The organism is Paraburkholderia sp. SECH4, from assembly GCF_030511745.1.
In the GTDB taxonomy this organism is placed as follows: domain Bacteria; phylum Pseudomonadota; class Gammaproteobacteria; order Burkholderiales; family Burkholderiaceae; genus Paraburkholderia; species Paraburkholderia madseniana.
Window position 1 is genome coordinate 75,550 of record NZ_JALOCP010000029.1, and the last position, 23,351, is coordinate 98,900.

Here is a 23,351-nt window from a genome sequence, read left to right on the forward strand (position 1 = left end):
CCACTTCCGCTACCGACGATTGTCGCGATCGTAGTTGACCGACGAGAGCAGAACGACTATTTCAGGCATTCCTTGACGGCCTTGTCCTGATCCGCAACCTCGTTCAACAGCCCCGCCACGTCCTTGAACTTGCCGTACCTTGCCGGGTTCTCTCCCACCGCCAGCGCATGGAAGTGCGCCCGACCGCATTCAATCTTCGCGCTTTCGCGGTCGCGCAGATCGTCGGCAAACAGACTGCCCTTGGTTTCCGCAACAAAGTACAGCTTGTCGCCGTCGGGCGTGGTCACGAGCACGGCCCAGTCCGGGTTGTAGGTGCCCAGCGGTGTCGGCACCGTGAACCATCCGGGTAGCTTCGCGTAGACCTTAATGGCCGTGTTTTTCTCCAGTTGATCGGCGAAGTCCTTCTCGACATCCGAGTCGTAGACCACGTGCTGATACACCGATTTCTCCGTGTCCTTCAGCATGTTCTTCAGGTATCCGGTCAGCTCCTCCTGTTCAAATAGCTCCTGCGCATAGAACGCGGCATCGCCCAAACGTTGGTACCTGATGCCATCCACCAGCGCGTTGCGCTTGCATCGGTTGATGACGTCGGCCGATATCTCAATGAACTGCTGGGGGTTTCGTTTGAAGTCGCCGAGTCGGTTGCTCTCAGTCAGGATGCGCCCAATGCTGCGCCGGGTCAGCTGCGTGCGGTCCTGCAGCTCGGTCAGCACGTCGGGCAGCTCGATGTCAGCCTCGTTGAGGTTGACAATGTCCGCCCCACCCCGCTCCGTGGCTTCAACTCCAGCTTTGCCGATGGCCATCCCAGCTTTGCGCCATTGCAGCCGCGTCCTCGTGATCGGCGGTGCATCGGCGAACGCCTTGATGCAGTCGCCGATCAGCTTGCTGTTGTCGAATTGCACGCGGTAGGTCGTCTTCTGCTTGATGCGGTCCCACAGCGCTTTGAACTCGGGACTGTCCAGCACTGCGCGGCGCACCGGCACACTGCGGCGCTCATCGGCGTTCTTGATCTCCAGCTTGCCGGAGGCCTTGCGCAGTAGCTCGGTAATCTGCGCGCGCTGCGCCTCGAACTCGATAGGCAGCACCAGCGTGCTGTCCTTTAGCGCCTTCTTTAGGGAATCCTGCACTTTCCCTTTGGCATCGATATATCCCTGCGCCTTCAGATGATCGGCCAGCGCTTTGGATGGCTCGAAGCCGAGCGGCGCCTGTTTGCCATCGGCCTGCGTCACGGCAACTACTGCGAATAGGTGGTCCGGAACCACGCCGAATTGGATGCCTGTTTCTTTCTCGATGTCCTTCTGTAGATTTTCGGCGAACTGCTGGTAGCTCTCGGTGGCGATTACCGTGAGCGTGTTGACCTCGAAGCCGCGCACGCGCTGGCCGTCCTGGTTGACGCACAGGCGCAGCCCGCGCCCGATTGTCTGTCGGCGCCAGCGCTCGGTCTCACGGGTGGAGAAGTTGCAAATCTGGAAGACGTTGGGGTTGTCCCAGCCCTCCTTCAACGCCGAGTGACTGAAGATGAACTTGAGCGGCGAGCTGAAACTCAGCAGCTTCTCCTTGTCGCGCATGATCAGGTTGTAGGTGTCGTCGTCGGCCTTAGTTTCGCCGCTTGTGTCCTTGAACACCTCCACCGTCTTGCTGCCGATCTTCTTCCTGTCGATCGAGAAATAGCCGTTGTGCACTTCGTCGGCAGCGCTGTTCAGGTCGATCTCGCCGAACAGACTCTGATAATCCGGGTGTTTGGCCCAGCGCTTGTATTCCTCCTCGAAGATACGCGCATACTCGCCCTTCAACGCGTTGCCGTCCTCGTCGTACTGCCGGTACTTGTCCACCGCGTCGATGAAGAACAGGCTCAACACCTTAACGCCTTTCGGGCCGAGGAGCTTCTCCTTGTCCAAATGCTCCTTGATCGTGCGACGGATCATCTCGCGTTGCACGGCGGTAGCATCCACGTCGCCCCAGGCGTCCCCCGGTCGCAGGTAAATCTGATCGCCGGGGACATGAAGTTCGACGAACTCATCGCCTTTGGCGGTACGAATCGTGCCGATGCGCATGTTTGCATACATCACGCGCCGCGTGGTCTGTTGAAGATCGTCACCATCTTGCACTGGGACCTGCTTGCGTTGCACCGCACCGGCACGGTTCTCGACGTCCAGTTCCACCTTGGCCGTGATGGCACCGTGCTTGTTGCTCACCGACACCAGCTTCACGAAGGGCTTGTTGTTGGCGGCTTCCACCGTCGCTGCCGCCACCTCAATCTGTTTGACAAGCTTCTGTTCGTAGGCGTCCACCGCATCCAACCGATAGACCATGTTGTGCTTGTCCACATGGGTGGCCGAATAGCGCAGACTGCACAGAGGGTTCATGCGGTCCAGCGCCTTCTTGCCGCGGCCGTCGATGCCACCATCCACGCTCTGCGGCTCGTCCACGATAACAATCGGACGCGTGTTGCGAACGAGATCGATAGGCTTCTCGTACCCCGTCTTCTCGCTGGCACGATACATTACGTTCTTTGACTTCTCGCGGCGATGCACTTCGTCAGACTCTTCGGCCGCCGCCTCTTCTTCATCGCCGAACTTGTTGATCGCTCCAACGGTGATCACCATGATTTGTACGTTCGGGCTGGTGGCGAAGGTGCGCACGTCGCCGAGCTTGGCCGAGTCGTACTGGAAGAACTCGTAGCCCTTCGCGCTGGGATAAAGCGCGTCGAAGTGCTCGCGAGTAATCTGCAGCGTCTTGTTGACGCCTTCCTTGATGGCGACTGAAGGCACCACGATTACGAATTTGGTGAAGCCGTAGCGCTTGTTCAATTCGAACACCGTGCGCAGGTAGACATAGGTCTTACCGGTACCGGTTTCCATCTCTACTGTGAAGTCGCCCGAGAGCTTGGTGGAAGGCGCGAGGCCGTTGCGCAGCTGAATGGCTCGCAGGTTGCCTTCGATCTCATCATCCAGCAGGGTTAGGCGGTTGCCGACGCCCCCCTGTTCGGTCTCTTGCATGCCTTCCAGCGTCGCTTGCAGCGGGCCTCCGGCGGCTGTCGCTTCGGTGCTCGGCGCCCGCATAGTCACGGTGAATTCGGACCGGCACACTTCCTGGCCGCGGAACAGATCGCACACAGCCTCGATTGCGTCGCCTTGGTAGGGCAGATCGGCTTCGAAATGCAGTTTCATTATCGGCACCGGTTCTCAGAGACAGCGCACTTTGGCTATGCCGTGCTGTTGCAGGATGGCGGCAAGATTGCTCTTGGCCACGTCGTCGGAAAAGGCGCTGTCGCGGAACACGCAGGTGGTGTCACCGGCGGGCGCAAGTTCTTCGTGCCAGGCGACGATGCCTTGCGCCAGCGGCTCGACGTCTTCGCGAGCGATCTTCTCGGCCAGACAGGCGAGCAAGACACCACCGCCGATGGCCTGCACCTGCTTGCCGGCAATCGGGCGCATCTCTGTGACCACGCAAAGATCGAGGCCAAGCTTGAGGAACAGCTCATAGAGGATATCTGCCTCGGTGCGTCCCGGCAGGAGATGTTCCTCATGATCGAGCAGTGTTTGCGCGAGATCGTTGCGATTGGGGTTCCAGGCGCGGATATTGGAGTTGTCGAGCTTGAACACCCTGAAGCCAGTGTCACCAGCAAACATGGGGTTGTCAGCTTTGACCTTTGCACCTGCTCGGCGTAGGCGCTCCTTGGTCAGTTCGGCGATGCTGTGCGGTTTGCCGAGTTTGTCGCAATAATTCGTGGCGGCTTTTTGCTTCTCGTCCGATGGGTCAAGTGGCTCTGGAATCTGCACCAGAATGTATCTACGAGTTCCCGAGTCCAGAGCATTCTGTTCCATAACGGCATGAGCGCTCGGACCTGATCCAGCAAAGAAATCAAGGATCACGGCATCGTTACCATCGGTCATCTGGACGATGTAACGAATCAGATCAACAGGCTTAGGGTAGCCATTGAAGAACGCTCCGATCTCTGTCAGTTGTGCCGTTGCCTTTTGCGTCCCGCCGAAACCGTTAAGTACGGAAATGACATGACTTTGATAATCGGAGCGCCGCTTTACTACTTCGATCGCACCTGATTTTGAGATCACAAATGATGTCTCTTGCCCTTTGCTATCTTGAATTGGTGTGCAATTGTTCTTGATGAACTCAAGTGCCAAATCCTTGGAACTCCAACCACTCTCGACCACCACCGAGTTCACCAACTTTCCATTTTCGACAAGCGCGTCGCTTAGATAAACTGGCCACGGTGCCGTTCTTGACGGTATGCGACCGCTTTCAAAGTCGGCAGGGAACCCACTCGGGAGTGTGATTTTACTAACGGGGTTTTTGGGCCCATTCTTTACAATAGTGTTTCGGATTTCTGGTCGAAAAAGTTTGCTGTCGGTGGGCGTGCTCGGGTCCACTACGGGAGGATGCGGAAAATTGTCCACAGACTTCGCATAAAGCAGAATGTATTCGTGGCAAATCTTTACTTTTGCCTGGTTATCAAAATTCCCGTCACTTCTCCAACTGAACTGAGCCAAAAAATTTTCTTCGCCAAATATTTCGTCGAGGAGGCCTCTCAGGCGAGGGACTTCAATATCATCTATGGAACAAAAAATTGCCCCATCATCTCGCAACAGATTCCTTGCCAATTTTAACCGCGGATACATCATATTCAACCAGTCGGTATGAAAGCGTCCGTTAGCTTCGCTGCTGCTACTGATCTTCTTGCCACCTTCCACTTGCCCGGTCAGCTCCAGATAGTTTTTGATGTTGTCCTGATAATTATCCGGATACACAAAGTCCTTCCCGGTGTTGTATGGCGGATCGATGTAGATCAGCTTTACCTTGCCAGCGTAACTCTTTTGCATTAGCTTCAGCACCTCGAGGTTGTCGCCCTCGATCATGAGGTTCTGCGTGGTGTTCCAGTCCACGCTTTCCTCCGGGCAGGGTCGCAGCGTGCCGGTGCTGGGCGTCAGCGCCAGCTGCCGCGCGCGGCGCTTGCCGTGCCAATTGAGGCCGTATTTCTCTTCAAGGTCGCTCGCCGTCTTATCGCCGACCAATGCCCTGAGCACGTCCACGTTGATTGCGGCGCCATTGACGCTCTCAGTAAGCAGCTCTGGGAACAGGGCCTTGAGTTTGGCGATGTTGTCGGCCACGAGGTCGGCACTCTGTGCTTCGGCACTTGTGGCCTCCAATTTTTCGATCATGTTGCTGTTTCCTTTTTGGGGCAGGTGCGTGGCGACGTTCATGAATTGCCTTCGGTCAGTTCGGAAATCGCCAAGGCACGTTCCTGCTCAAGTCGTTTGATATCCAGATTGATGGCCACTTGTCGGGCGATCTGCTTCTCTTTCGCCGCTCCGAGACGCAGGTTCGCCACCTGACTGTCGATTTCGCGACAGCGATGCAAGGCGGCTCGCCGAGCAGCGGCCTGTTCGGGTGACGTGCTGGCAACGAACCGACCCGTGATGCCAGCCGTTTCCAGCGCGGTAGTGCTGTCAATCCAACCCTGGTACAGCGCGTACAGATCGGCTCGCGGCTGGCGGCTCAGGGACAGCGCTTGCAGGAAGGCCTTCAGACTTGCTGTGTCGCCGGTGACGTGATCGCGGAAGCGAATCTCGGCTCGCCCGTCATCCAGAACAGTCTTGTCGGCCTCCCGTTGTGCCCAGCGGATGTGCACCATCGACACGAGCACGTCGGTGCCGTCTTCAAGGATCAGCACAAGCGGGTAAGGGATGGCGCGGTGCACCAGCTCGGCAATGCGCGAGGTCTTGGCTGGCTGGCGCAAGGTGATGCACAGTACGGCCAGTTCCAGGTAGGCTCGCAGTTCGTCCCGAAATTCGGGAACGCCGATGTTGGCAGGCTTGAGCGCGGCCACCCAGGTGATCTGTTCGATGCCGTCTTGAATGAGCTTCTTGTCGGCGGCAGTAGGCGAGCCGTTCTCCACCAGGAGCTTTTTGGGCACGCGTTGGTTGACCAGTGTTGGTCCCGGCAGATCGAGCGCGGCGATCAAATCACGGCTGGTGAGGACCAAAGATGGGGGGGCAATCCCTGGAACCGTCATGTGGCCGACTCCATGCTGCCCTGATCGATGTTGTCCTGCCCGTTGCCAGCGAGAACCACCAGATACGCCACCACCTCGAAATCGTTTGAGCCTGCAAACTCTCCGGACCTAGCGTGTGTACCGCCCGGTGAGAAGAGGCTGGCCACGGCCCGCTCTTCGCTTTTGCCGACAACCGAGGCCACGGCCGCCGCGAGCAGTCGCTGGACGCGGCGCATGTCTTCGCCCTGCTTGGTTGATGTGTCGTGCCTCGCACAGGCGGTGGCGTCGGGGAGGTCACGCCCCAAGCTCAGCCGCTTGAGCCGGTCGAGAATGCGTTTGGCCTGGGTATACGGCAGCAGCACCGTGCCGTCATCTCCTGCATGTACGAGGTAGTGCGGTGCGAGCGGGTAACTCGGGTCAATGGTCTTTTCAGCCGCGGGTCCCTCGGCTCGCAGGCAAAACACAACGCCGGGCGGAATGTCGGCGTCGATGCTGGTGGTTACGGCAGAGGCCCCCAGCGGCATGCATTCGAGCTTGCCAGGGTGCGCCTTGAGGTGCTGAGCCAGGTCGATGCGGAAATCGGTCAAGGTCAGGTCGGTGATGGCGACACCCGTGGACAGGTCTTCGAGATCGATGACTGCGTCCTGCAGCTTGAGCAACTGCTTGCGGCGATATTCCAGATCGTTCATCTGGTTACCCGATTGTTGCTCGATCAGGTTCTCTTCTCCGGTGGCAGAGATGTCCAGCAGCACCATGCGACCACTGACGCGCTGCTCCAGGTTGATGTACTCCTCCAGCTCCATGTTGGGCCAGAAGTTCACGAGTTGGATGCGCTCGTTGGGCGAGCCGATGCGGTCGATACGCCCGAAGCGCTGGATGATGCGCACCGGGTTCCAGTGGATGTCGTAGTTGACCAGCCAGTCGCAGTCTTGCAGGTTTTGGCCTTCAGAAATGCAGTCGGTGGCGATCAACAAGTCCAGTTCCCCCTCGTGGGCAAGCTCCTCCGGCCGCTCCTTTGAGCGCGGCGAGAAGGCGGTGAGGATACTGGTCAAATCCCTGCGTTGGCCGGGCAAGGTCGACCGGTTGCGGCCGGAGCCAGTGACCAACGCCGACTCGATGCCGAGCTCGGACTTGGCCCAGCCAGCCAGGTGTTCGAACAGGTAGGTGGCCGTGTCAGCAAAAGCGGTGAAGACGATGACCTTGTGGTTACCGGCATTGCTGGGATTCTTGCATTTCTCGGCGATGAGATCGCGCAGTTTGCACAGCTTGTCATCGCGTGCAGCGGTGACCTGCTCGGCAGCGGCGTAGAGCGTGGCCAGGCGGTTGCGGTCTTCGGCAAGGTCCTGCTTCCAGCGGATGAGGTCCACATCGCCCAGCAGCACCTTCACCTTGCGGCCGACCAGCAAGGCCTCGAACGCTGGATCGTCGATGTCCACATCGGCGATGTCGAACTCTTCGATTTCGTGGTCGTGCGCCTCGATGCGCGCAAGCGTGGCCTCCACGTCCGTGAGCTGGCGGTGCACGGTGAGCGCGAACGACGACACGGCGCTTTCCATGCGCTTGAGCACGTTGACGCGCAACAGGTGGATCAAGCTCTCTTCACGGTCCACCTGGCGGAAAAAGCCTTCGCCGCCACGGATCTCAGTGCTGTACTTCGCGTCGTAGGCGGCCTGCTTGTGGGGCAGCACGTAACGCAGTGGAGCGTAGGCGGCCAGGTTGAGGCGGCGGATCTCGAGGTTGATGTCGCGGATGGAGCGGAACTCTCCTGCGCGGTCGACGTCGGCCTTGATGTTGATAGGCGGTAACCGGTCAGGGAAACGGCCGGTTTCGGCCGTGCCGTAGTACTTCTCGATGTGGCGACGCGAACGGGCGATTGTCAGGTGGTCAAGCAACGCGAAGTAGTCGAAGCCGAGCATCTCCACCAGCAGCGAGGGTGTCTTCTCGTCTTCGGGCAGCTCCAGCCAACGGTTGAAGGCCTTTTGCGCACGGCGGGTGGTGCTGTCGATGCTGGCGATGCCATGGTCGACCAGTGCCGTATCGTCACCCTCGGTGACGAACGCGATCTGGTTGCGCAGGTCGGCCAGCCGGTTGTTGACCGGAGTTGCCGAGAGCATCAGTACACGCGTCTTCACGCCTTCGCGGATGATCTTGCGCATCAAGCGGTCATAGCGGGTTTCGTTGCCCTGGCGTGGCGTCTTCTTGTTGCGGAAGTTGTGGGATTCGTCGATCACCACCAGGTCGTAGTTGCCCCAGTTCACATGCGACAGGTCGATGTCGCCAGAGTGCCCACCATCCCGCGATAGGTCGGTATGGTTCAGCACGTCGTAGTTGAGCCGGTCGGGCGAGAGCACGTTGCGCCGGTCGTTGGCCTTGTACAGCGTCCAGTTGTCGCGCAGACGTTTGGGGCAGAGTACCAGCACCCGATCGTTGCGCAGCTCGTGGTACTTGATGATGGCCAGAGCCTCGAAGGTCTTGCCCAGGCCCACACTGTCGGCAATGATGCAGCCGCCGAAACGTTCCAGCTTGTCGAGCGCGCCCACCACGCCGTCGCGCTGGAACTTGTAGAGTTTCTTCCATACAACCGTGTTGCGAATTCCCGTTGCGGACTTGACGATGCGGTCCTCGTCCATCCCTTCGCCTGTGCCGGAAAAGAGATGGTGCAGCATCAAGGTGTAGATGCTAGTCGGGTCGCGGTGGGCGGAGAGCTTCTTGATGGCGTCGATCAGCGCCGCCTTGGTTTCCGGCTGGTCCTTCAGGCTGGCCCACTGCGCGTCGAACCACTGGCTGAGCATCGCGGCTTCGGCAGAGTTCTCGGAGGCCTGAACCAGGCTCAACGGATTGCCGGGGGTCAGGCCTAGCCCCTCCGTGCTGAAGGCGAAAGAACCCAGCACGGCTTGCTGTGCCTGCCCTGCCGCATCGCGCATCACCAAGGTACCCTGAGGGATCGCCCCGCTGGCCTGCCGCACGTGGGCTTTGCCCTCCACCCAAGCTGCGAACTTTCGCGCAAGCCACGGAGCCTGCAGTTGGTTGCGAGCGGGCCGGTCAGCGGCGTTGCCGAGCAATCGAAGGTCCGAGGCGTTGGCGGAGTCGACGGCGGGAAGGACCAAGCGCGCCTGCGACAGCTTGACCGCATCGGCCAGGACCTCGGCAAAGGCAAACAGCGAGAACGACGGTGACACGGCGTCGAGCTGGTGACCGGGCTTCAGCCATGGGCGTACGAGGTCCAATACGCGGTCGGTTCCAGCGTTGCTGACAAACTTCATTGGGGTCCCTTCTTCACTGACGCGGAGCGCAGCCGGGAACGCTCAGCCCAGTATTGGCAGAGCGCCGGCACGGCGTCGATCCGGTGCGGGTTCAGATTGACGCAGGCGTCGAGCAATGTTTGCGACAGGCGATCAACGCCGCCAGCGCTGTGCCGGTGGGAGATCTCGTGGGCATGGTAGTTGGCGTGACGCTCACTCGCTGTCCCTTTTAAACACTTTCCCCGAAATCGTTCGAGAAGGTTCAGTCCAGGCATTACTTCCGCTCCCCTCTAATTTATTTGACGCTTGGCCTCTCCCCCAAGATGCTGCGATTTTAACGAAAAATCGTCTTGTCCCTTGCTTTCCAATTGCGATCGTTGAAGCCGCGTCACCTGCTATTGAGATAACGGCAGGGGCGACGAAAGTCTAAAGGCCGACCGTCCAGGGATTTCCTCTTCCGTTGCGACGGGCAGAGCCTGATCGAGCGCCGTGCGGGGGGGGGGTTGAGAGTGCGCCATTCTGGGGGCTGAAGGCACCCCGAATGGGAGTTCCAAGACTTCGATCCACTGGACGGCGGGACCGAGGCGGACATGCTGTTCCTCCTGGAAAAACTAGGTCCCATGACATCACCCACTGGCAAGCGAGCGGGCTCTGGCTCCATTAGCAGGAACAACGACGATCAGACCGCCGAGAAAGTCTTCAACTTCATGCGTACGGCGGGAATCGAACGCAACCCGTCTGAAACCGCCCTGCCACGGAGTGTAAAGCCGATTTTCTGCGCGTCGGTTTCCCGGCGACCGACTGCCCTGGAGCGTCGCAGATAAACCGCTCAGCTGTTCTCCGAAGCGCCCCCACTCCGTTGCTTCACGAGCGCGCGGCGGTACTGGTCGTTGTCGATTGTCAGGTGATCGATCCGTTCCCGCAGCTGCTGCGCCTGCCGCCGTAGCTGGTCGACTTCGGCGGTCGCCTGCTGGCGCACCGCATCGTTCTGCGCTTTCAGGAACTGTTCGGTGCCTTCCAGGCGCTTCGCCGCTTTCGCAAGGGCATCGGCGCCGGCGGCAGAGGCCGCGATCGACCTGTTCAGATCGTCCAGCAGCTGCGCAATCCGGGTTTCAGCAACCGCTGCCTGCGTCTCTGCGCGCCCCAGCTCCCTTCGCAGTTGGCTACCTTCTTCTTCCATTCGACGCATGCGCACATACGCATCTTCCAGCGAGGCTTGCGTGATCTGCAACTGCAGATCGGATTCACCCGTGGACACCATACCGCCTCGTGTCGCGACTGGCGGCGAAGTCTCGAGTAACTGGGCAAGCAGTGTATGAAGCGGCGCCAAAGCATCCCTGATAACGGGCTCGACCACGCGGCGCAACGTATGCACGTCGATCGCCGGCGCCTCACCTGAGACGTCGCCCGACACGTGCGCCGGCGCAAGCGCCTGCGCACGGTCAATCGCCTTCTGGATCGTACTGTTGCCGGGGCGACGCGTGACACCGGTTGATACGGCCGTGTCTCGTAGTAGCCGTGCGTACGTGCCCGCACCGTACAGTTTGCCGGTGACCGTGCGGACCTCGTCGATCACGGCGTCCAGAAACTGTGCGTTGTCCTGCGGGAACTGCTGGTCATAGCGTGATATACCGCTCATGATCAAACGCAGCGCTGCGTCACGCCATTCGATGCGGGGACGTGCCACTCCACCTTACTCCTGTGTATCGACACCGGCGGTGTCGAAGGTCGATGTTCCGTTCGCAAGGTTCAGTGCCTCGTCGGACTGGATTCTTGCGAGCATGGTCGACGGGACCTCGATGCCGAAAGGCCGGGTCTTTTTCGTGAAATAGGCCAGTTTTCCACGCAGGCCTGCTTCATCAACACTGAGGTTGCTGTACAGCGGTTCGTCGTCCTCGCTGTCGACGTAGTCGATCACCATGTACAGATACTGCAGGGGTCGGTCCCATCCCATCTGAACGGTCACATCGCGATTACCAATCGCCGTCTTGAGTGTGCGCTGCGTCATTGATTCGTTTCCGTCATCTCGCTGGGCAGTTTGCCCATCTTCAGGAACTGCGCCGAACGTCGGTCGACGTCGTTCGGCCACCAGCGCATCCGTAGCCTCGCCAACGGACGCGGCCAGCGGTTAAAAATCAGCCGATCAAGAAAGTAGTTCGCCAGTTCGGCGTGTTCGGTGCAGTACGTCCATGCTCGAATGGCGCGCATCGCGTGAAACTGAAGAATCGCTTCCATATGCGCACTCTCCTCCTGGAACGCCTGGGTCAACGGCACGCCCGATCGAATGGACTGAGCACGCACCTTCTGTTGTGCGTGAAAAATTCTGTCGTTCTCCGCGAACGGCGCGAGCGCGGCTTCAAAGGACCGATGGGTCATCTGACACTGGAACAGATGGCTGTATAGACGGCGGTCTATGTCGGAAACCTGAGCGATCATCGGCGTATAAAGCGCGGAAACGCCTGGCCTATCCTCGACGAGGTGCCGGCATAGGAGCTTTTGCCGTTCTGCCGGTTCTGTCACCGCCCATTTCTCCAGATAACTTGTCCATCCTTGCTGGGCCGCTGTGAGCTGCTGGACTTCGGGCAGGACCATTGCCGCGGCGATCCGTCGTTCACGACGCGCAACCGTCGCCGCGACAACTAGCGCGGCAACTACGCCCAGGAGTCCACCAATGACGGCGCCCACCAGTGTCTGCCAGTGGTCGCCCCAGCGGACCAACCGCTCGACAGGACCAGGCGCTGGAAGTGGCAACGCGCTACACACATGTGCAGCCGTCTGCGTAATCTGGTAAAGGGTGCCGCTCACGGTTTTCTCCCGATGCGACTGATTGCATCAGCCGTGTGCAGCGCAGCCAGATCGGCCTGCAGTTCGGCCCATTTGCCCACCAGTGTCGGATCGGCCGTCAGGAAAAGCGGCCGCTCGGCCCACAAAATCACCGTGTCGCCCTGCCACCCCGATTCGAACACGCGCAGATCCTCATCCTCGCTCACGCCCTTGTCGGTCAGGTCCCGGTAGGAGTCCAGGTTGTACAGCACCAGCTCGTCGACCGGCTCGCGTGCGATCGGAGCGATCAGCTGGTGAAACAGCTGGCGTGCCCCCTCGCGCGTGAATGCCAGCGTATAGGCGAGCACGCTGACGCCCTCACGGGTTTCCCAGACGATGCGGTAAAGGTGTGAACGGCAGTCGTCACTGAGTGTCGTCATCGAAGTCCCGTTCAGAAAAGTGTCTGCTGCCGCGTGTCACGTTCCGGCGGCCGTGCCGGTTTCGTGACGCCGGCCACACGTCGCATACGCGCCATGAGCGGCACCACGCAGCCGTCGATCACCAGCGCGAACCCATACACCTCGATACCCTCCTCCGCGACCATGTGCGCCTGCCGTTCCCAACTCGGGCGCCAGCCGAGCTTGCGCGCACGCGTGAGCAGTTGGCCCTTCGTCATGCCGGCCCAGCACGCCTTCACAAACTGCGCGCCGGCGTCGGGCATCGCTTCTGGCGGGAAGGTCGGAGGCAGTCCAAACGACACCAGCTCGAGCACGTCAGCCATCGTGTTCCCTCACTCGTCAAATCCGTTTGCGTTCGCCCACCCCCGGCCAGCCATGAAGTCCGGATGCGGGTAGAGTTGAAGAAGTTTGCGTGCCTCGTTGGCGAGCGCGGTCTGTGCCTCGCTGTACGCGTCAGCCCTCTCGTCGTTGTTCAGCGAACCGAACAGCAGCGCCTGGTCGTGGCCCTGCCCTGAAAGACTGTCGAGCACCTTTGCACGCAGGTAGGCCGCGCGCGTGAACGCTGCCGTTGCCGCGATCGGGCTCATTCACTTTCCCCCGTCTCCGGAAAGACCTTCAGCGCCCCAGGCCAGTCGCTCATGTCGTCCTCGACCGCATCGCCAAACGGCGGATGCATGATCTCCAGCTGCTCCGGACTGACGCGAATGAAACAGTCAAACACCGCAATGTTCGGCACGTGCGGCTGCCGGTCGATCCGCTCAACATGACCATTGCGCAATGCCGCGAGGACGGTGCCATAAAGCTCACCGCGGTGGTGCCGGCGCATCCGGTGAAAAGCGGGTGGACTCAGATCATTGCGATGACCGGCCGCGTGGGAAATCATCACGGGAACGGGCCCCTCGCGGGACGTCATCTCGGTGACGCGCGCGCGGTATTCGTGCAGCGTCGACGTGATCGCGACGGTAAAGGTCCGCACGCCGGCGTTAAGGCCGGGAGACGTCTGGAACTGAAAAGTTTTTCGGTATGTAGATCCGGTCATGACAGACTCCTCGCGCAGGCACAGGTTCAGGAGGCAAGGTCGGACGCACGCGCGGCGCGTGCCTCGCTCAATGCATCGCGCAGCGGGACCGACCGGTCGGGGTCATCAAAGCCCGAGAAAAGCACACCATTGCCCATGGCCGCCGCCCGCGAGGCATTATCGACGGCCGACTCGTCATCTCCTTCGCCATAGCAGGCGATCGCGCGACGCAGGAAGGTGTCCTCGCCGTCGTAGGCCGCCCTGCCCCGCTCTGCGAGCTGATCGAGCAGACGTTCGATCACCCGCGCGACACGCGCGCCCGTGAATTCGTCGCGGTTGTCGAGTTGACCGCGGGAAACAAGGTCCAGTCCGGTGTTGGCGCTGATCCAGTCGAGCGCCTCGGGATTCCCATTGTTTTCATGATCTGACATGCACCTGCTCCATTGTGTAGGACGCCATGACGTTCATGCGATGCGACGGGCGTCCGTCGCGCATCGCGTGTGCGGTCTGTTCTTACGTCGCGCTGCTTTTGGCCAGCGACGTCGCGACGTCGGCGTAGTTGACCCACAGGTCTGCTCTGTTTTTCAGGAAGAGACGCCCGCGCCCCTCCCCTGCAGGCACCAGCGCGACAATCGCGGCGACGCGCACATGCCACACCGGCCAGTTGTCGCCGGTCTGGATCTCGAGGCGCCGGATCTCGACGAACGGGCCGAACCGCGCGAGCACGTGCTGCAGTTCGCGGGCGGTCGTCAACGACCGGGCGCCGCCGCTATCGTCGAGTGCATCGAGAAAGATATGAGTCCAGCCCTGCGGATTCTCGCGCGGCTGGGCGACGGCGCTGACATGATCAGGATTCACATGGGAGAGGCCATCCGGCCGGTTCTGGTCGGTGCGGATGGTGTCGATGGCGATGAATGGCATAGGCTGGCAGATCCCGCGTCGGTGGCCACCGCCCCTGCGATGACCGTCGACGGAATCCTGCCACATTCTGCGGTATTTTTGTACCTGTTTTAATCCTTCAGATTGTCTCTAGTGGACATTACCGCCATAATGTTCAGTAACTTGCATGGGGGTTTATACAGCCCCGACTCAAAGCTAACATAGGGTTTACCCTTATTTTTCCGGAGTGTGTATGATCACCGTTCACCGTGAGTTCGACGGCGTGCGCATCGAGGGCAATCAATATGCAGTCTGGATTCACCCGCTGTCCGACTGGCGCGAGCCCGGTGACGCGACGCTGTCGATCGGCGTCGACGCGATCTCGCCCCGCTGGGAAGGTTGGGCGCGACTGACGTCCGACGTGCCGCACGAGTTTGCCGCTGGCGACGTCGAGCTGCTCGAAACGGTCGCCGGCGACGAGCTGCGCTGCCTGTGCGCGCCGCACGCCGACACGCCGGCGTACCGGCCAGGCTTCGTGGTCACGCTGGAACCCGGCATGCGTGCCTTCCTCGAGACCGAGCTGCCGCGCGTCGAGCGTGTCACGCACCTGGCTGCGGCCCTGCGCACGGCCGTCGAGCCGCACCTGGGCCGGACGCTGCCGGAGTACGGGTGGACGACGTTGCTGCCACACGAACGGTCGGCGCTGGTGGCGATCGCCGCGCGTGACGTGCTGAACGGTTACCCTCCCGCAGACGCGATGAAGTACGCCGTGATGCTGCACGACGGCCGCTGGGGGTTTTCCGACGAAGGGGACGATCCGCAGTACGCCGAACTCGGCGCCGCGCTGCGTCAACCCGACGTGACGGCCCTGCTCACGTCGGCGGCAGCGCCGACGGCCGCCGACGCGCGGTGAAGTCATTTCCCACCTTTCCAACCACCTGCCCACACCATGACGATTACTGCCTTTGGCCCCGTTGAAACCGGCCTCCACGTCTCTTCCTTCAGTCTGGCGATCCCCGGAACCCCCGCCTCGCTCTCGTTCCGGGACAAGGATCTCGGCCCGGCCCCGGCGGTCCTGCGCCCCCTGCGCGACGGCCAGATGGTGTCGAGCAGCGAGCTGTACACGCTGCTGCCCGGCCTCGCCGGGGTGGACTGGAAACCCGTCAACGCGACCAACATGGACGGGCTCCGGCGCGACTGGATCGCCTATCTGGACGACGTGCGCGTCAACCTGACCGTAAACGGCCCGACCGACCAGGCTGCCGTCGACGCAGCGCTGGAAGCGGCGGCTGACGCGCTGACGGCCTCGCTGCAGCTCGCCCGCGACGCAATGACCGGTTACTGGCTGGTCACGGCAGGCGACCAGGCGTTCACGGCCTTCGTCCGGCCGGATAACAGCTGGTGGGTCGCAGAAGCGCTGCCGGCCACCGCGGCCCACCGGGTATCGAGAGTGAAGGCGTTTCAGGTCGACGCCGATCCGCATGCGGCGCTTGCCGCCTGGGCGGCCACGCAGGGCCAGCCTGTCACCATCACGCCACGCTAGGCGCCCGGCCGCGCCGCAGGAGGTCGCCCCGATGAACAACCTGGTCACACACAGCCAGCCACCCGGCAATCCGTTCGTCGCGCTCGGCGCCGCACTGCTGGCGAAGCTGGAGAGCGAACAGCCGGATTTTGCGCAGCTGCACGGCCCGGCGTCGCCGGCAGGCCGCCCGGACAGGACGTTCTGTCATGACCTGGCCGACCGCTGGGCCGGCGCACACCCGGGCGACGTCGTGCTGCGCGGCTGGCTGCTCGACGCCCAGGGCGATCCGGCCACGCACGCGCCCTACCGTTTCGTCGCCCACTCGGTCGTGCTGACGGCGCGCGGCGAGATGGTCGACGTGACGCTGCCGGATTCTGAGCGATCGCGGCGTTTTCTCGCGCATCCGTACGACGTTTGCGGGTTCTTCGGGATTCTGGTCAGCCCGCCGCTGGCCAGCGTGCTGGAGGTTTTCGTCGCCCCGCCCGCGATCAGCATTGGCGCCGGCGGCACGCCGTCCGGGGACGCTCCTTGAACGATCGCGTCCCGCCCCTCCCGCCCCCCGACGGCACGCGCTCCTCTGTCGGGCGCGTGCCGGACACACCGAATCGCGTGCAAAGCCCGATCCTGCCGCCGGACCTATCGGACGAGGACGTCGTTGCTCGGTGGCTTCGGGCCAAGGCAACCGGGCGCGGCCGCCTCTCTCCCACGACGCTCGAACAGTACCGCACCGAGGCCGAGCGGCTGTTCTGGTACGCGCGGCAGACCGGCGCCACAGTCTCCAGCTGGACAATGGACGAATTCGCGTCGTATCTCGCGTTCCTGCAAGCCCCTGCTTCATGGGCGATCCGCCGGCCGGGGGTTCGCCGCGGATCATCAGATTGGCGGCCATTCCTCAAACCGCTCAGCGACCGGTCCGCTGGACAGACCCAGAAGATCGTCACGTCTCTATTCGACTGGATGCGCGACGTTGGCTACCTGCAGTTGAATCCGGCGACCGGGATGCCGACCGTGGGCCGTCGTCAGCCGGAAAAACAGGCGCGCTTTCTGGCGCCGGACGACACAGCCCTGATCCGCGAGGTGATCGCCGCACGGCCAGAACTGTCCCGTGAAGCCCGTCTGGCGAAAGCGCGCGACCTGTTCGCGGTCGATCTGTTCGAACGCACAGGCCTGCGCACCACCGAGGCGGTTCGCTGTGTCATGGGTCACGTGCGCATCGAAACTGTCTCCCCCGAACTGCGGCGCGAGTTTCCCGACGCTCCGCCATTCCAGTGGTTGCTGCGCGTCGAGCGCGGTAAGGGCGGCAAGGCGCGCTGGGTGCCCTGCGATGAGATCGCGCTGTCACTTCAGGCCTACCGCATGGCCTATGGACTGCCGCCCGTGCCAGCGCCGGACGAAACCTTGCCCCTGCTGCTTTCGCTACGTCGCACGCGCTTCGGGAACTGGAAAGGACTGCGCAGCCGGACGACAGTCTGGAACCTGATTACGGGCCTGTGTGCAGAAGCGTTGGTCTACGCGCGCGCCCACCTACGTCGCGTCGATGCGGAGCGGTTTGAAGCCGCCTCCACCCACTGGCTCCGCCACTCCTATGCGAAAGGGTTGGCAACCGCGGTTGGCAACGGGCTCGACGCGCGCGCCGCGTTGGAGAACATGGGCCATGCCGATATGCGGACCTTCAATCAGTACGTCGACGACGAGCCAATGAAGAGAGCGCTGGCTACATCCCACGCCCGACGAAACGCCCGTTGAGGCGGGCGTTTCGTCGGCCTCCAAATACTTCCGCGGACCGAACCTCGACAACGGTCGAGATAACACTAGAAAGGACACGACTATGGGTGGCCGCCATGCCATGAAGGCCATCACCGGCCCGACTGGCGTTCCGGATCTTCTGCCGGCACGCACGCGCTCAGGAACGCCACTCGCCCGTGATCCGTCGAAATGGGGCGCGTAGCGGGGCGGTAGCCACGAACCATCATTGCCGCGGCGCCCCTCGCCGATCGCGCGCCAACGCTCGAAGTAGTTTAATTGTCGCGCCGAGAGTAGTTTCGGTGTGTCAGTAATACTGACACCGCAATTCTGTAAGACTCGGACACCTCTGGCGACCACTTAGAGTGTCAGTATTACTGACACCGAGGGTAGCCTCGACTGAAGACAAAAATGCCCGCTCGCGGCGGGCTCTTCCATAGGGGGCACGCCTGATGCTCAGCGCGGTTCACCCTTGTACAGTTCACTAATGAGCTGTCTTATTCGAGTCTCCTGCGCCTCGGTTAATGACCCGGTCTTGATCTTGACCGTGAAATTGTTGACATCCTTGGTAATGCTTCCGGCCTGATCCTTGCCGGCGAAAAACTTCTCAATGAGGCGCTCCCGCGCCGCAGTCCCAGTCGCGCGACGTGTAACCATCGCGACAATGGCGGGAGCGAATTTGCCTTGCGCCAGCTCGCCTTTGACCACGTCGGGCCACAGCTCCTGCGCAGCGCCTTCAGCCTCCGCACCGTGCCTTTTCAGAGCAGAAACAACTTCCTCAGCGGCGTTGCACCCGAGAAGAGCAGGCTGCAGATCTAGATCCTTCTTGATGAAGTCAGGCAAATTTTGAAACGCGAGAAACTGGTATAGGCCCGTGCGCGATAGGCCCAGTGACTCCGCCAACCGCTTGCGGCTTGGAAACTCAGTCTCAGACCGGCGGATGGAGATGGCCACCTCATAGTCAGAAAGGTCGTCCCGTCCCAGATTCTCGACAAGCGCCAAGACAATCATTTCTTGGTCGGAGCACTCGATCACTACTGTCTTGATGTTCTCAAGCCCGAGCATCTTATGTGACCGCCAGCGGCGTTCCCCCGCGACAATCTGGTACGCCGACTCGACGCGCCGAACAACGATGGGCTGCATAAGTCCCACTTCGCGAATCGATTCCGCCAGCTCAGAGAGTTTGGCTTCATTGAATACCCGCCGCGGCTGCCACGGATTCGGCACGATCGCGGAAACAGGCAATTGCGACGAGGTGCCCGTCGACTCGAGTTCCTGGACCCTCAATTGCGCGGCCGCCAACGCCCCGGCCATACCCGGCGCGGTCTCTGTACGACTCGCGCGCCGGCCGGCGTCAGGAGTTCTTTCCGCTGTCGAGCGAAGACCCGCGGTCTTTGCCAGCATCTGGTCACGAATATTGCCATTGCTCATTGTGCTGGCCTCCATTGTTGGACGAACATGTCATCGACCCATCGGCAGTAGTCGACGAGCGGCTGTTTTACCCGCGCCAAGGACTTGGCTTGGCTGTGCGAGCTGCTGATATCGAATACGGTTGTGAACGCAAGCGCCCCCGAACTCATCACGGAACTAGCTGGAACCTCGAACTGGGACAGCCAGTGCCGGTAAGCGCCTTGAGCCCACGTCCGCACGACAGGCGCCGCGGAAGTGGTACTGTAATTCACCCGCGTCAGCAAGACGGACACGAAGTCATACTTCTTATTAGATTCGTATTTGATAAAGGACTTGGCAACGTCGGAGAAAAGCCGCCAAAACGATAGTGAACTGAAAAAGTCGAGATTCTCCGGAACCATGGGCATGACCATCGCATCCGCGGCTAAAAGGGCGTTCAAATTCAGGTACGAAAGGGAAGGCGACGTGTCTAGGATGATGTAGTCGTAGTGCTTGCGTAAAGGCGCAAGCCCGTCTCGCAGCACCTGCCAGAATTTGAAGCCGGGAATCTTCATCTGCATCGCTGGAAGGTGATATTCGGCACCGACTAGCTCCGTATGAGCAGGGATGATGTCTATCCCATCCCAATAAGTCTTCTGCACTTTCGCCAGCAGGCCGCCCTCCACATTTTGGTCATAGATATATGGGAGCACTGTGTCGTCAGCGAAGACTTCCTTCTCAGCATATAAGCCACATAACTCCGAAAGGGAAGCTTGGGGGTCGAGGTCAACTACGGCAACCTTTCTTCCACGCAAGGTCAGCCCTTGGGCAATACACATGGCTGACGTAGTCTTGGCCGAGCCGCCCTTGAGTTGGGAAGTAACGATCACTTTGCCCTCAAAGTCACTCGGTCCAACTACCAGTGGTGTCTGGTAGATGTCCGATACCTTTTGCACCCAGTTTCGAGCCTCAACCAATGTGAATAGCCGACTACGGCTTCGCCCGGTGCCCGTGGACTGCCCCTCGGGCAAGACGCCGTCTCCCTTCGTTGCAAGGTATTGCACTTGCTGGCGCGTCAACCCACACAGGTCAGCGACTTCTCCCGTAGTGAACACCGGTGCTTCCTTGCGCGGGCGCGGCGCCAGAATCTGGTCTCGCAACTCAGTTGCGTAATCGGTGACGACGTCGGCGAAATCGGAGATTTCCTCAAGCGTCACGGTTCGGTCTATCGGCATCGGTTGACTGACATTGGCCATTTCTGAGTTTTCCCTGAAAATTGAAGCTAAACGGAGAATACAGGAAAAACACAAAAACATGCTTTTTTCATCGCCTGAACCCTGAAGAGTCACGCGTAAGCCACTGTTTTCTATATGGTCGGGCGCGCAGACCGGCAGCAGACAGCCGATAAATGGTCGCCGTTACCGGTACAAAATCTCTCACCTTTGAAGAGCAACACGAGTTCACGTTGAGGGTATTTAGGTCGAGCAGCAAGAAACGACGCGATCGGTCTGCTGCCCCAGCTGGGACAGATCAGACATGCTGTTCTAGGAAAACTGGCCTGCGTCACTAGAACCACCGCTCAACACCGCGTGTCTATAACAATTCCGTCTCCCTAGGCACGAAGCGGAGATAAAGGTGAGAGATTGTGTACCGAATTTGCCCGCCTGCTCGTATAAGAGCAGATTGGGCACGAAGTCTCTCGCCGTCCCACTGAGCGACGGCTAGCCACGGACCCTCGCGCCCGTTGGGCATCGGCGCCTCACTGTAGTCCTGGGAGACCTTGTCCTGTTTGTTCCGCGAGCAATCTCGACGGTAGACCACGCGTACAAAATCTCTCACCTTTCGTGGTGGCACTACGGCAAGGTCCGCCATTCATCTACATCGGCTGCTTCGGGGTCACTAGCACCGTGACGGCGCCAGTTCTACTGGTCGAGCATTCAGTATTGCCGGTTGACAATCCCCCGGGTGAATGTTGCCGTTGTGCTTGCACGCGAGCATCCTCGTACAGAACCTTCAATAAAGCCAATGCTCTGCCCACTCCGTTTGTAAGTTGTCTTATAAAAAAAAACGAACATACATACTAACAAGCGAAACATAAATCTTTAAATATCAATACGTTAAGCCGCGTAGGGTGAGAGTTGATGTCCCAAAGGTGAGAGAAAATGTACCCCTCAGGTGAGGAGTCTCAAGGCTAAACAGTGAGACTCGATTGACCAAAAGGTGAGAGTGGGTGCCGTGGCCCGCTCGGAGGTGAGAGGTTTGGCGGCAGGATTGTGGATAACCGGGTGGAAACCAGCTGGCACAGACCTTTGGAGCGCACATGTCTGAATTGGCGGTGAGACTTGTTGTACCGAAGGTGAGAGATGGTGTACTGCGTCCGTCGCGGGCGCCAAAGGTGAGACGTCCTCATTGACATCTCACCTTTATATGCTTAGAGTTTGCTGAAATTTGGGCTTAAGAATAGCTGCATTTTTCAGGGAACAGGAATGGCCAGCAGCGTCGAACGGCGAGTGACCCCGCTTCAATATGCGCTTGACCTTTTCGTCGAAATGGCGCCCGCACGCGGGTCTATCAACGAGGCCGTCTCTGACAAGGATATCGGCTATCAAAAGAACCGAGTCTTTGCTCGCATTATTGGCCTCGGTCTATCCGCTAGGCGTTTCGTCGACGCCGCCTACTTTATCGTTGCGCAGGACCCTGAGATCCAGGAAGCCTACGATGTCACGCTAAGCTTTTTCAAATGGCTGATGCGCTACGACAGTAAAAACAAGAAGCATTTTTCAAGCGTCATACGTAGCGTCAAGTCGTCCATGCTCGAAGTGACAAGCGCCCCAGTCGTGTCCGTCGATTCGGCTGGACGGATGGTGGAAGAATCCGTCGAAAGAGGTGACGAAAAGGGAAGGGCAGACGACGATGAGGCGGATAAGGACTTGGTGGTTGAGACTGAGGACGGCGACTGGCTTGAGCTCATAGGTCGCGTGAGTGTCAGAAATGGTCGGATTCGATTCAGGGTCCCGGTCGAGCTGCAACGTCTCATCAAGGACCCAGAGAACTCCTACTGGACAAGCCTGCTAATCACTTCGCGATTCACGCTCATCTATGCCCGCGCAATCTACGACCATGTCCTGCCATTCGTTCCGAATGCGGTAACTGAGTGGCTGCCGCTCGACCTCGTTAGAAACCTGCCCGGAAAGTCATGGGCAAACAATGCTGAATTCAAATACTTCAAGCGCGATTATCTAGAGCCAGCCGTTAGCCAAATCAACGAATTGTCTGATATCGAGCTGACGTACGAAACGCGCGCGGGGACACCTGGTTCGAGAAAGAAAGATCAGATTCGTTTCAGGCTCAAGCGCAAGGAAGCATCTGTGGCCTCGAAGGCGGATATGCTCAATTCTGTAGCGCTTTTCATGACACTGCAGAATGACTTCGCGCTGTCCGAAAAACAATTTGAAACAATCGCGCAGAACCGGGCCGTGTGGACCGATGAACGCATTCAACAGGCCATTGAATACACCCGATGGAGAATCCGACAGGGCGACAAGATTAAAACTGCTGCTGGGTACATGATGAAAGCTCTTTCGGACAACTACCGGGTGTCCGAAGCCGATAAACAGATTGAATTGATTCAGGCTCAGCTGGTTGCCGCGACGACGGTTCAAAAGGAGTCAAAGTCCGACATCCAAAAAGCAGTAGCGGACAACTTGGCGGCAGCTAACGCCGCGGCCGAACAGCGTCGACACGACGAGATTCGCCTTGCGCGCGAATACTTTGACACGGCCGACAAGAAGAAACGGGAAGACCTTGTCCGCAAGTTTGTCGCATCGAGCACAATGGGGCTCCGGGCGATTGAACGTCAGATGCTTAAACCTGCCCAGGTAACAGAGGCGAACATCCTGACCTTTCCGGATATCGCCAATACGTTTGGCTCCTTTGTTGCCGGCGAACTGAGAAAGGCCGGACGCGCGCCACGAAAGTAGACTTAAAGTCGCACTACCCGCTCCGAAAGCTGTGAGTCATCGACAGCGAGTAACTTGTCACATTTCCTTAAAAACCCATCAGACCGGGACATCGCCGCGCCCTCAACCGCCGTTCTGGACGGCTTGTTCGAGACAGGCACGGATCAATTCAAACGGAAAGCAGCCGCCCTCGCGAACTAGATGAACGAGGAGCGGTTCGTTTTTACGACAGAGCCGCCGTCGAAGGTGGCAAGATTCGCGGGGCCACTCCCGCGAGCGCACACCGCAGCCTGAATGATCGTCAATCCACAACGTACAACGGGTTGTCTCTGTACCGAACGCCCCAACCGTCCCATCGAGACGGA

General features: G+C 60.0%; 20 protein-coding genes. 5 read left to right on the plus strand and 15 right to left on the minus strand.

Going from position 1 to position 23,351, the window contains the following annotated elements; all coding sequences use genetic code 11:
* Positions 1–56: 56 nt before the first annotated feature.
* From M0D67_RS30515 to M0D67_RS30575, 13 genes are all read right to left on the minus strand, one after another.
* A complete protein-coding gene (locus M0D67_RS30515; RefSeq protein WP_266240821.1) occupies positions 57–3,170 on the minus strand; it encodes a type III restriction-modification system endonuclease in 3,114 nt (1,037 codons plus the stop codon).
* 15 nt (positions 3,171–3,185) lie between these two features.
* Positions 3,186–5,222, minus strand: coding sequence for a site-specific DNA-methyltransferase (locus M0D67_RS30520; protein WP_302273663.1), 2,037 nt, complete (start codon positions 5,220–5,222; stop codon positions 3,186–3,188).
* Positions 5,219–6,034, minus strand: a complete 816-nt coding sequence (locus M0D67_RS30525; protein ID WP_266240822.1) for a DUF4391 domain-containing protein — start codon at positions 6,032–6,034, stop codon at positions 5,219–5,221. The genes M0D67_RS30520 and M0D67_RS30525 overlap by 4 nt, the downstream gene beginning before the upstream one ends.
* Positions 6,031–9,276: a helicase-related protein gene (locus M0D67_RS30530; protein ID WP_266240823.1), complete on the minus strand. Its 3,246-nt coding sequence runs from the start codon at positions 9,274–9,276 to the stop codon at positions 6,031–6,033. The genes M0D67_RS30525 and M0D67_RS30530 overlap by 4 nt, the downstream gene beginning before the upstream one ends.
* Before the next feature lie 808 nt (positions 9,277–10,084).
* Positions 10,085–10,942: a hypothetical protein gene (locus M0D67_RS30535; RefSeq protein ID WP_266240824.1), complete on the minus strand. Its 858-nt coding sequence runs from the start codon at positions 10,940–10,942 to the stop codon at positions 10,085–10,087.
* 6 nt (positions 10,943–10,948) lie between these two features.
* Entirely contained in the window at positions 10,949–11,263 is a 315-nt protein-coding gene (locus tag M0D67_RS30540; protein ID WP_266240825.1) for a hypothetical protein, read from the minus strand.
* On the minus strand, positions 11,260–12,060 hold the full coding sequence (locus M0D67_RS30545) for a hypothetical protein (RefSeq protein ID WP_266240826.1): 801 nt from the start codon (positions 12,058–12,060) through the stop codon (positions 11,260–11,262). The genes M0D67_RS30540 and M0D67_RS30545 overlap by 4 nt, the downstream gene beginning before the upstream one ends.
* Entirely contained in the window at positions 12,057–12,458 is a 402-nt protein-coding gene (locus M0D67_RS30550; protein WP_266240827.1) for a hypothetical protein, read from the minus strand. Before M0D67_RS30550 ends, M0D67_RS30545 begins: the two co-directional genes overlap by 4 nt.
* Positions 12,459–12,469: 11 nt before the next feature.
* Positions 12,470–12,799, minus strand: coding sequence for a hypothetical protein (locus M0D67_RS30555; protein ID WP_266240828.1), 330 nt, complete (start codon positions 12,797–12,799; stop codon positions 12,470–12,472).
* 9 nt (positions 12,800–12,808) lie between these two features.
* On the minus strand, positions 12,809–13,063 hold the full coding sequence (locus M0D67_RS30560; protein WP_266240829.1) for a hypothetical protein: 255 nt from the start codon (positions 13,061–13,063) through the stop codon (positions 12,809–12,811).
* Entirely contained in the window at positions 13,060–13,515 is a 456-nt protein-coding gene (locus M0D67_RS30565) for a hypothetical protein (protein ID WP_266240830.1), read from the minus strand. Before M0D67_RS30565 ends, M0D67_RS30560 begins: the two co-directional genes overlap by 4 nt.
* Before the next feature lie 26 nt (positions 13,516–13,541).
* A complete protein-coding gene (locus M0D67_RS30570) occupies positions 13,542–13,925 on the minus strand; it encodes a hypothetical protein (RefSeq protein ID WP_266240831.1) in 384 nt (127 codons plus the stop codon).
* Positions 13,926–14,007: 82 nt separating this feature from the next.
* Positions 14,008–14,415 (minus strand): hypothetical protein, encoded by a 408-nt coding sequence (locus tag M0D67_RS30575; protein WP_266240832.1) that lies wholly within the window; start codon positions 14,413–14,415, stop codon positions 14,008–14,010.
* A gap of 211 nt (positions 14,416–14,626) precedes the next feature.
* Here M0D67_RS30575 and M0D67_RS30580 point away from each other — a divergent pair, with 211 nt between their 5' ends.
* The 4 genes from M0D67_RS30580 to M0D67_RS30595 are packed head-to-tail and all read left to right on the plus strand — an operon-like array spanning position 14,627 to position 17,641.
* Positions 14,627–15,286, plus strand: a complete 660-nt coding sequence (locus tag M0D67_RS30580; RefSeq protein ID WP_266240833.1) for a hypothetical protein — start codon at positions 14,627–14,629, stop codon at positions 15,284–15,286.
* Between the two features lie 36 nt (positions 15,287–15,322).
* On the plus strand, positions 15,323–15,916 hold the full coding sequence (locus M0D67_RS30585; RefSeq protein WP_266240834.1) for a hypothetical protein: 594 nt from the start codon (positions 15,323–15,325) through the stop codon (positions 15,914–15,916).
* 31 nt (positions 15,917–15,947) lie between these two features.
* Positions 15,948–16,427 carry a hypothetical protein gene (locus M0D67_RS30590; protein WP_266240835.1) on the plus strand — a complete coding sequence of 160 codons (480 nt, stop codon included), beginning with the start codon at positions 15,948–15,950 and terminating at the stop codon, positions 16,425–16,427.
* Positions 16,424–17,641 carry a tyrosine-type recombinase/integrase gene (locus tag M0D67_RS30595; protein ID WP_266240836.1) on the plus strand — a complete coding sequence of 406 codons (1,218 nt, stop codon included), beginning with the start codon at positions 16,424–16,426 and terminating at the stop codon, positions 17,639–17,641. Before M0D67_RS30590 ends, M0D67_RS30595 begins: the two co-directional genes overlap by 4 nt.
* Before the next feature lie 453 nt (positions 17,642–18,094).
* On the opposite strand, the gene M0D67_RS30600 is transcribed toward M0D67_RS30595, so the two are convergent.
* Together M0D67_RS30600 and M0D67_RS30605 are read right to left on the minus strand one after the other, a co-directional pair.
* Positions 18,095–19,069, minus strand: coding sequence for a ParB/RepB/Spo0J family partition protein (locus M0D67_RS30600; protein ID WP_266240837.1), 975 nt, complete (start codon positions 19,067–19,069; stop codon positions 18,095–18,097).
* Entirely contained in the window at positions 19,066–20,283 is a 1,218-nt protein-coding gene (locus M0D67_RS30605; RefSeq protein WP_266240862.1) for a ParA family protein, read from the minus strand. Before M0D67_RS30605 ends, M0D67_RS30600 begins: the two co-directional genes overlap by 4 nt.
* Positions 20,284–21,513: 1,230 nt before the next feature.
* Between M0D67_RS30605 and M0D67_RS30610 the strand changes: the two genes are divergently transcribed.
* Positions 21,514–23,007 carry a replication initiation protein gene (locus tag M0D67_RS30610; protein WP_266240838.1) on the plus strand — a complete coding sequence of 498 codons (1,494 nt, stop codon included), beginning with the start codon at positions 21,514–21,516 and terminating at the stop codon, positions 23,005–23,007.
* The last annotated feature ends 344 nt before the right edge of the window (positions 23,008–23,351 follow it).

Coding starts and splice junctions, on each gene's coding strand:
- M0D67_RS30515 (WP_266240821.1), bottom strand. CDS start 3,170: ATGAAACTGCATTTCGAAGCCGATCTGCCCTACCAAGGCGACGCAATC.
- M0D67_RS30520 (WP_302273663.1), bottom strand. CDS start 5,222: ATGAACGTCGCCACGCACCTGCCCCAAAAAGGAAACAGCAACATGATC.
- M0D67_RS30525 (WP_266240822.1), bottom strand. CDS start 6,034: ATGACGGTTCCAGGGATTGCCCCCCCATCTTTGGTCCTCACCAGCCGT.
- M0D67_RS30530 (WP_266240823.1), bottom strand. CDS start 9,276: ATGAAGTTTGTCAGCAACGCTGGAACCGACCGCGTATTGGACCTCGTA.
- M0D67_RS30540 (WP_266240825.1), bottom strand. CDS start 11,263: ATGACGCAGCGCACACTCAAGACGGCGATTGGTAATCGCGATGTGACC.
- M0D67_RS30550 (WP_266240827.1), bottom strand. CDS start 12,458: ATGACGACACTCAGTGACGACTGCCGTTCACACCTTTACCGCATCGTC.
- M0D67_RS30555 (WP_266240828.1), bottom strand. CDS start 12,799: ATGGCTGACGTGCTCGAGCTGGTGTCGTTTGGACTGCCTCCGACCTTC.
- M0D67_RS30560 (WP_266240829.1), bottom strand. CDS start 13,063: ATGAGCCCGATCGCGGCAACGGCAGCGTTCACGCGCGCGGCCTACCTG.
- M0D67_RS30565 (WP_266240830.1), bottom strand. CDS start 13,515: ATGACCGGATCTACATACCGAAAAACTTTTCAGTTCCAGACGTCTCCC.
- M0D67_RS30570 (WP_266240831.1), bottom strand. CDS start 13,925: ATGTCAGATCATGAAAACAATGGGAATCCCGAGGCGCTCGACTGGATC.
- M0D67_RS30575 (WP_266240832.1), bottom strand. CDS start 14,415: ATGCCATTCATCGCCATCGACACCATCCGCACCGACCAGAACCGGCCG.
- M0D67_RS30580 (WP_266240833.1), top strand. CDS start 14,627: ATGATCACCGTTCACCGTGAGTTCGACGGCGTGCGCATCGAGGGCAAT.
- M0D67_RS30585 (WP_266240834.1), top strand. CDS start 15,323: ATGACGATTACTGCCTTTGGCCCCGTTGAAACCGGCCTCCACGTCTCT.
- M0D67_RS30590 (WP_266240835.1), top strand. CDS start 15,948: ATGAACAACCTGGTCACACACAGCCAGCCACCCGGCAATCCGTTCGTC.
- M0D67_RS30600 (WP_266240837.1), bottom strand. CDS start 19,069: ATGAGCAATGGCAATATTCGTGACCAGATGCTGGCAAAGACCGCGGGT.
- M0D67_RS30605 (WP_266240862.1), bottom strand. CDS start 20,283: ATGGCCAATGTCAGTCAACCGATGCCGATAGACCGAACCGTGACGCTT.
- M0D67_RS30610 (WP_266240838.1), top strand. CDS start 21,514: ATGGCCAGCAGCGTCGAACGGCGAGTGACCCCGCTTCAATATGCGCTT.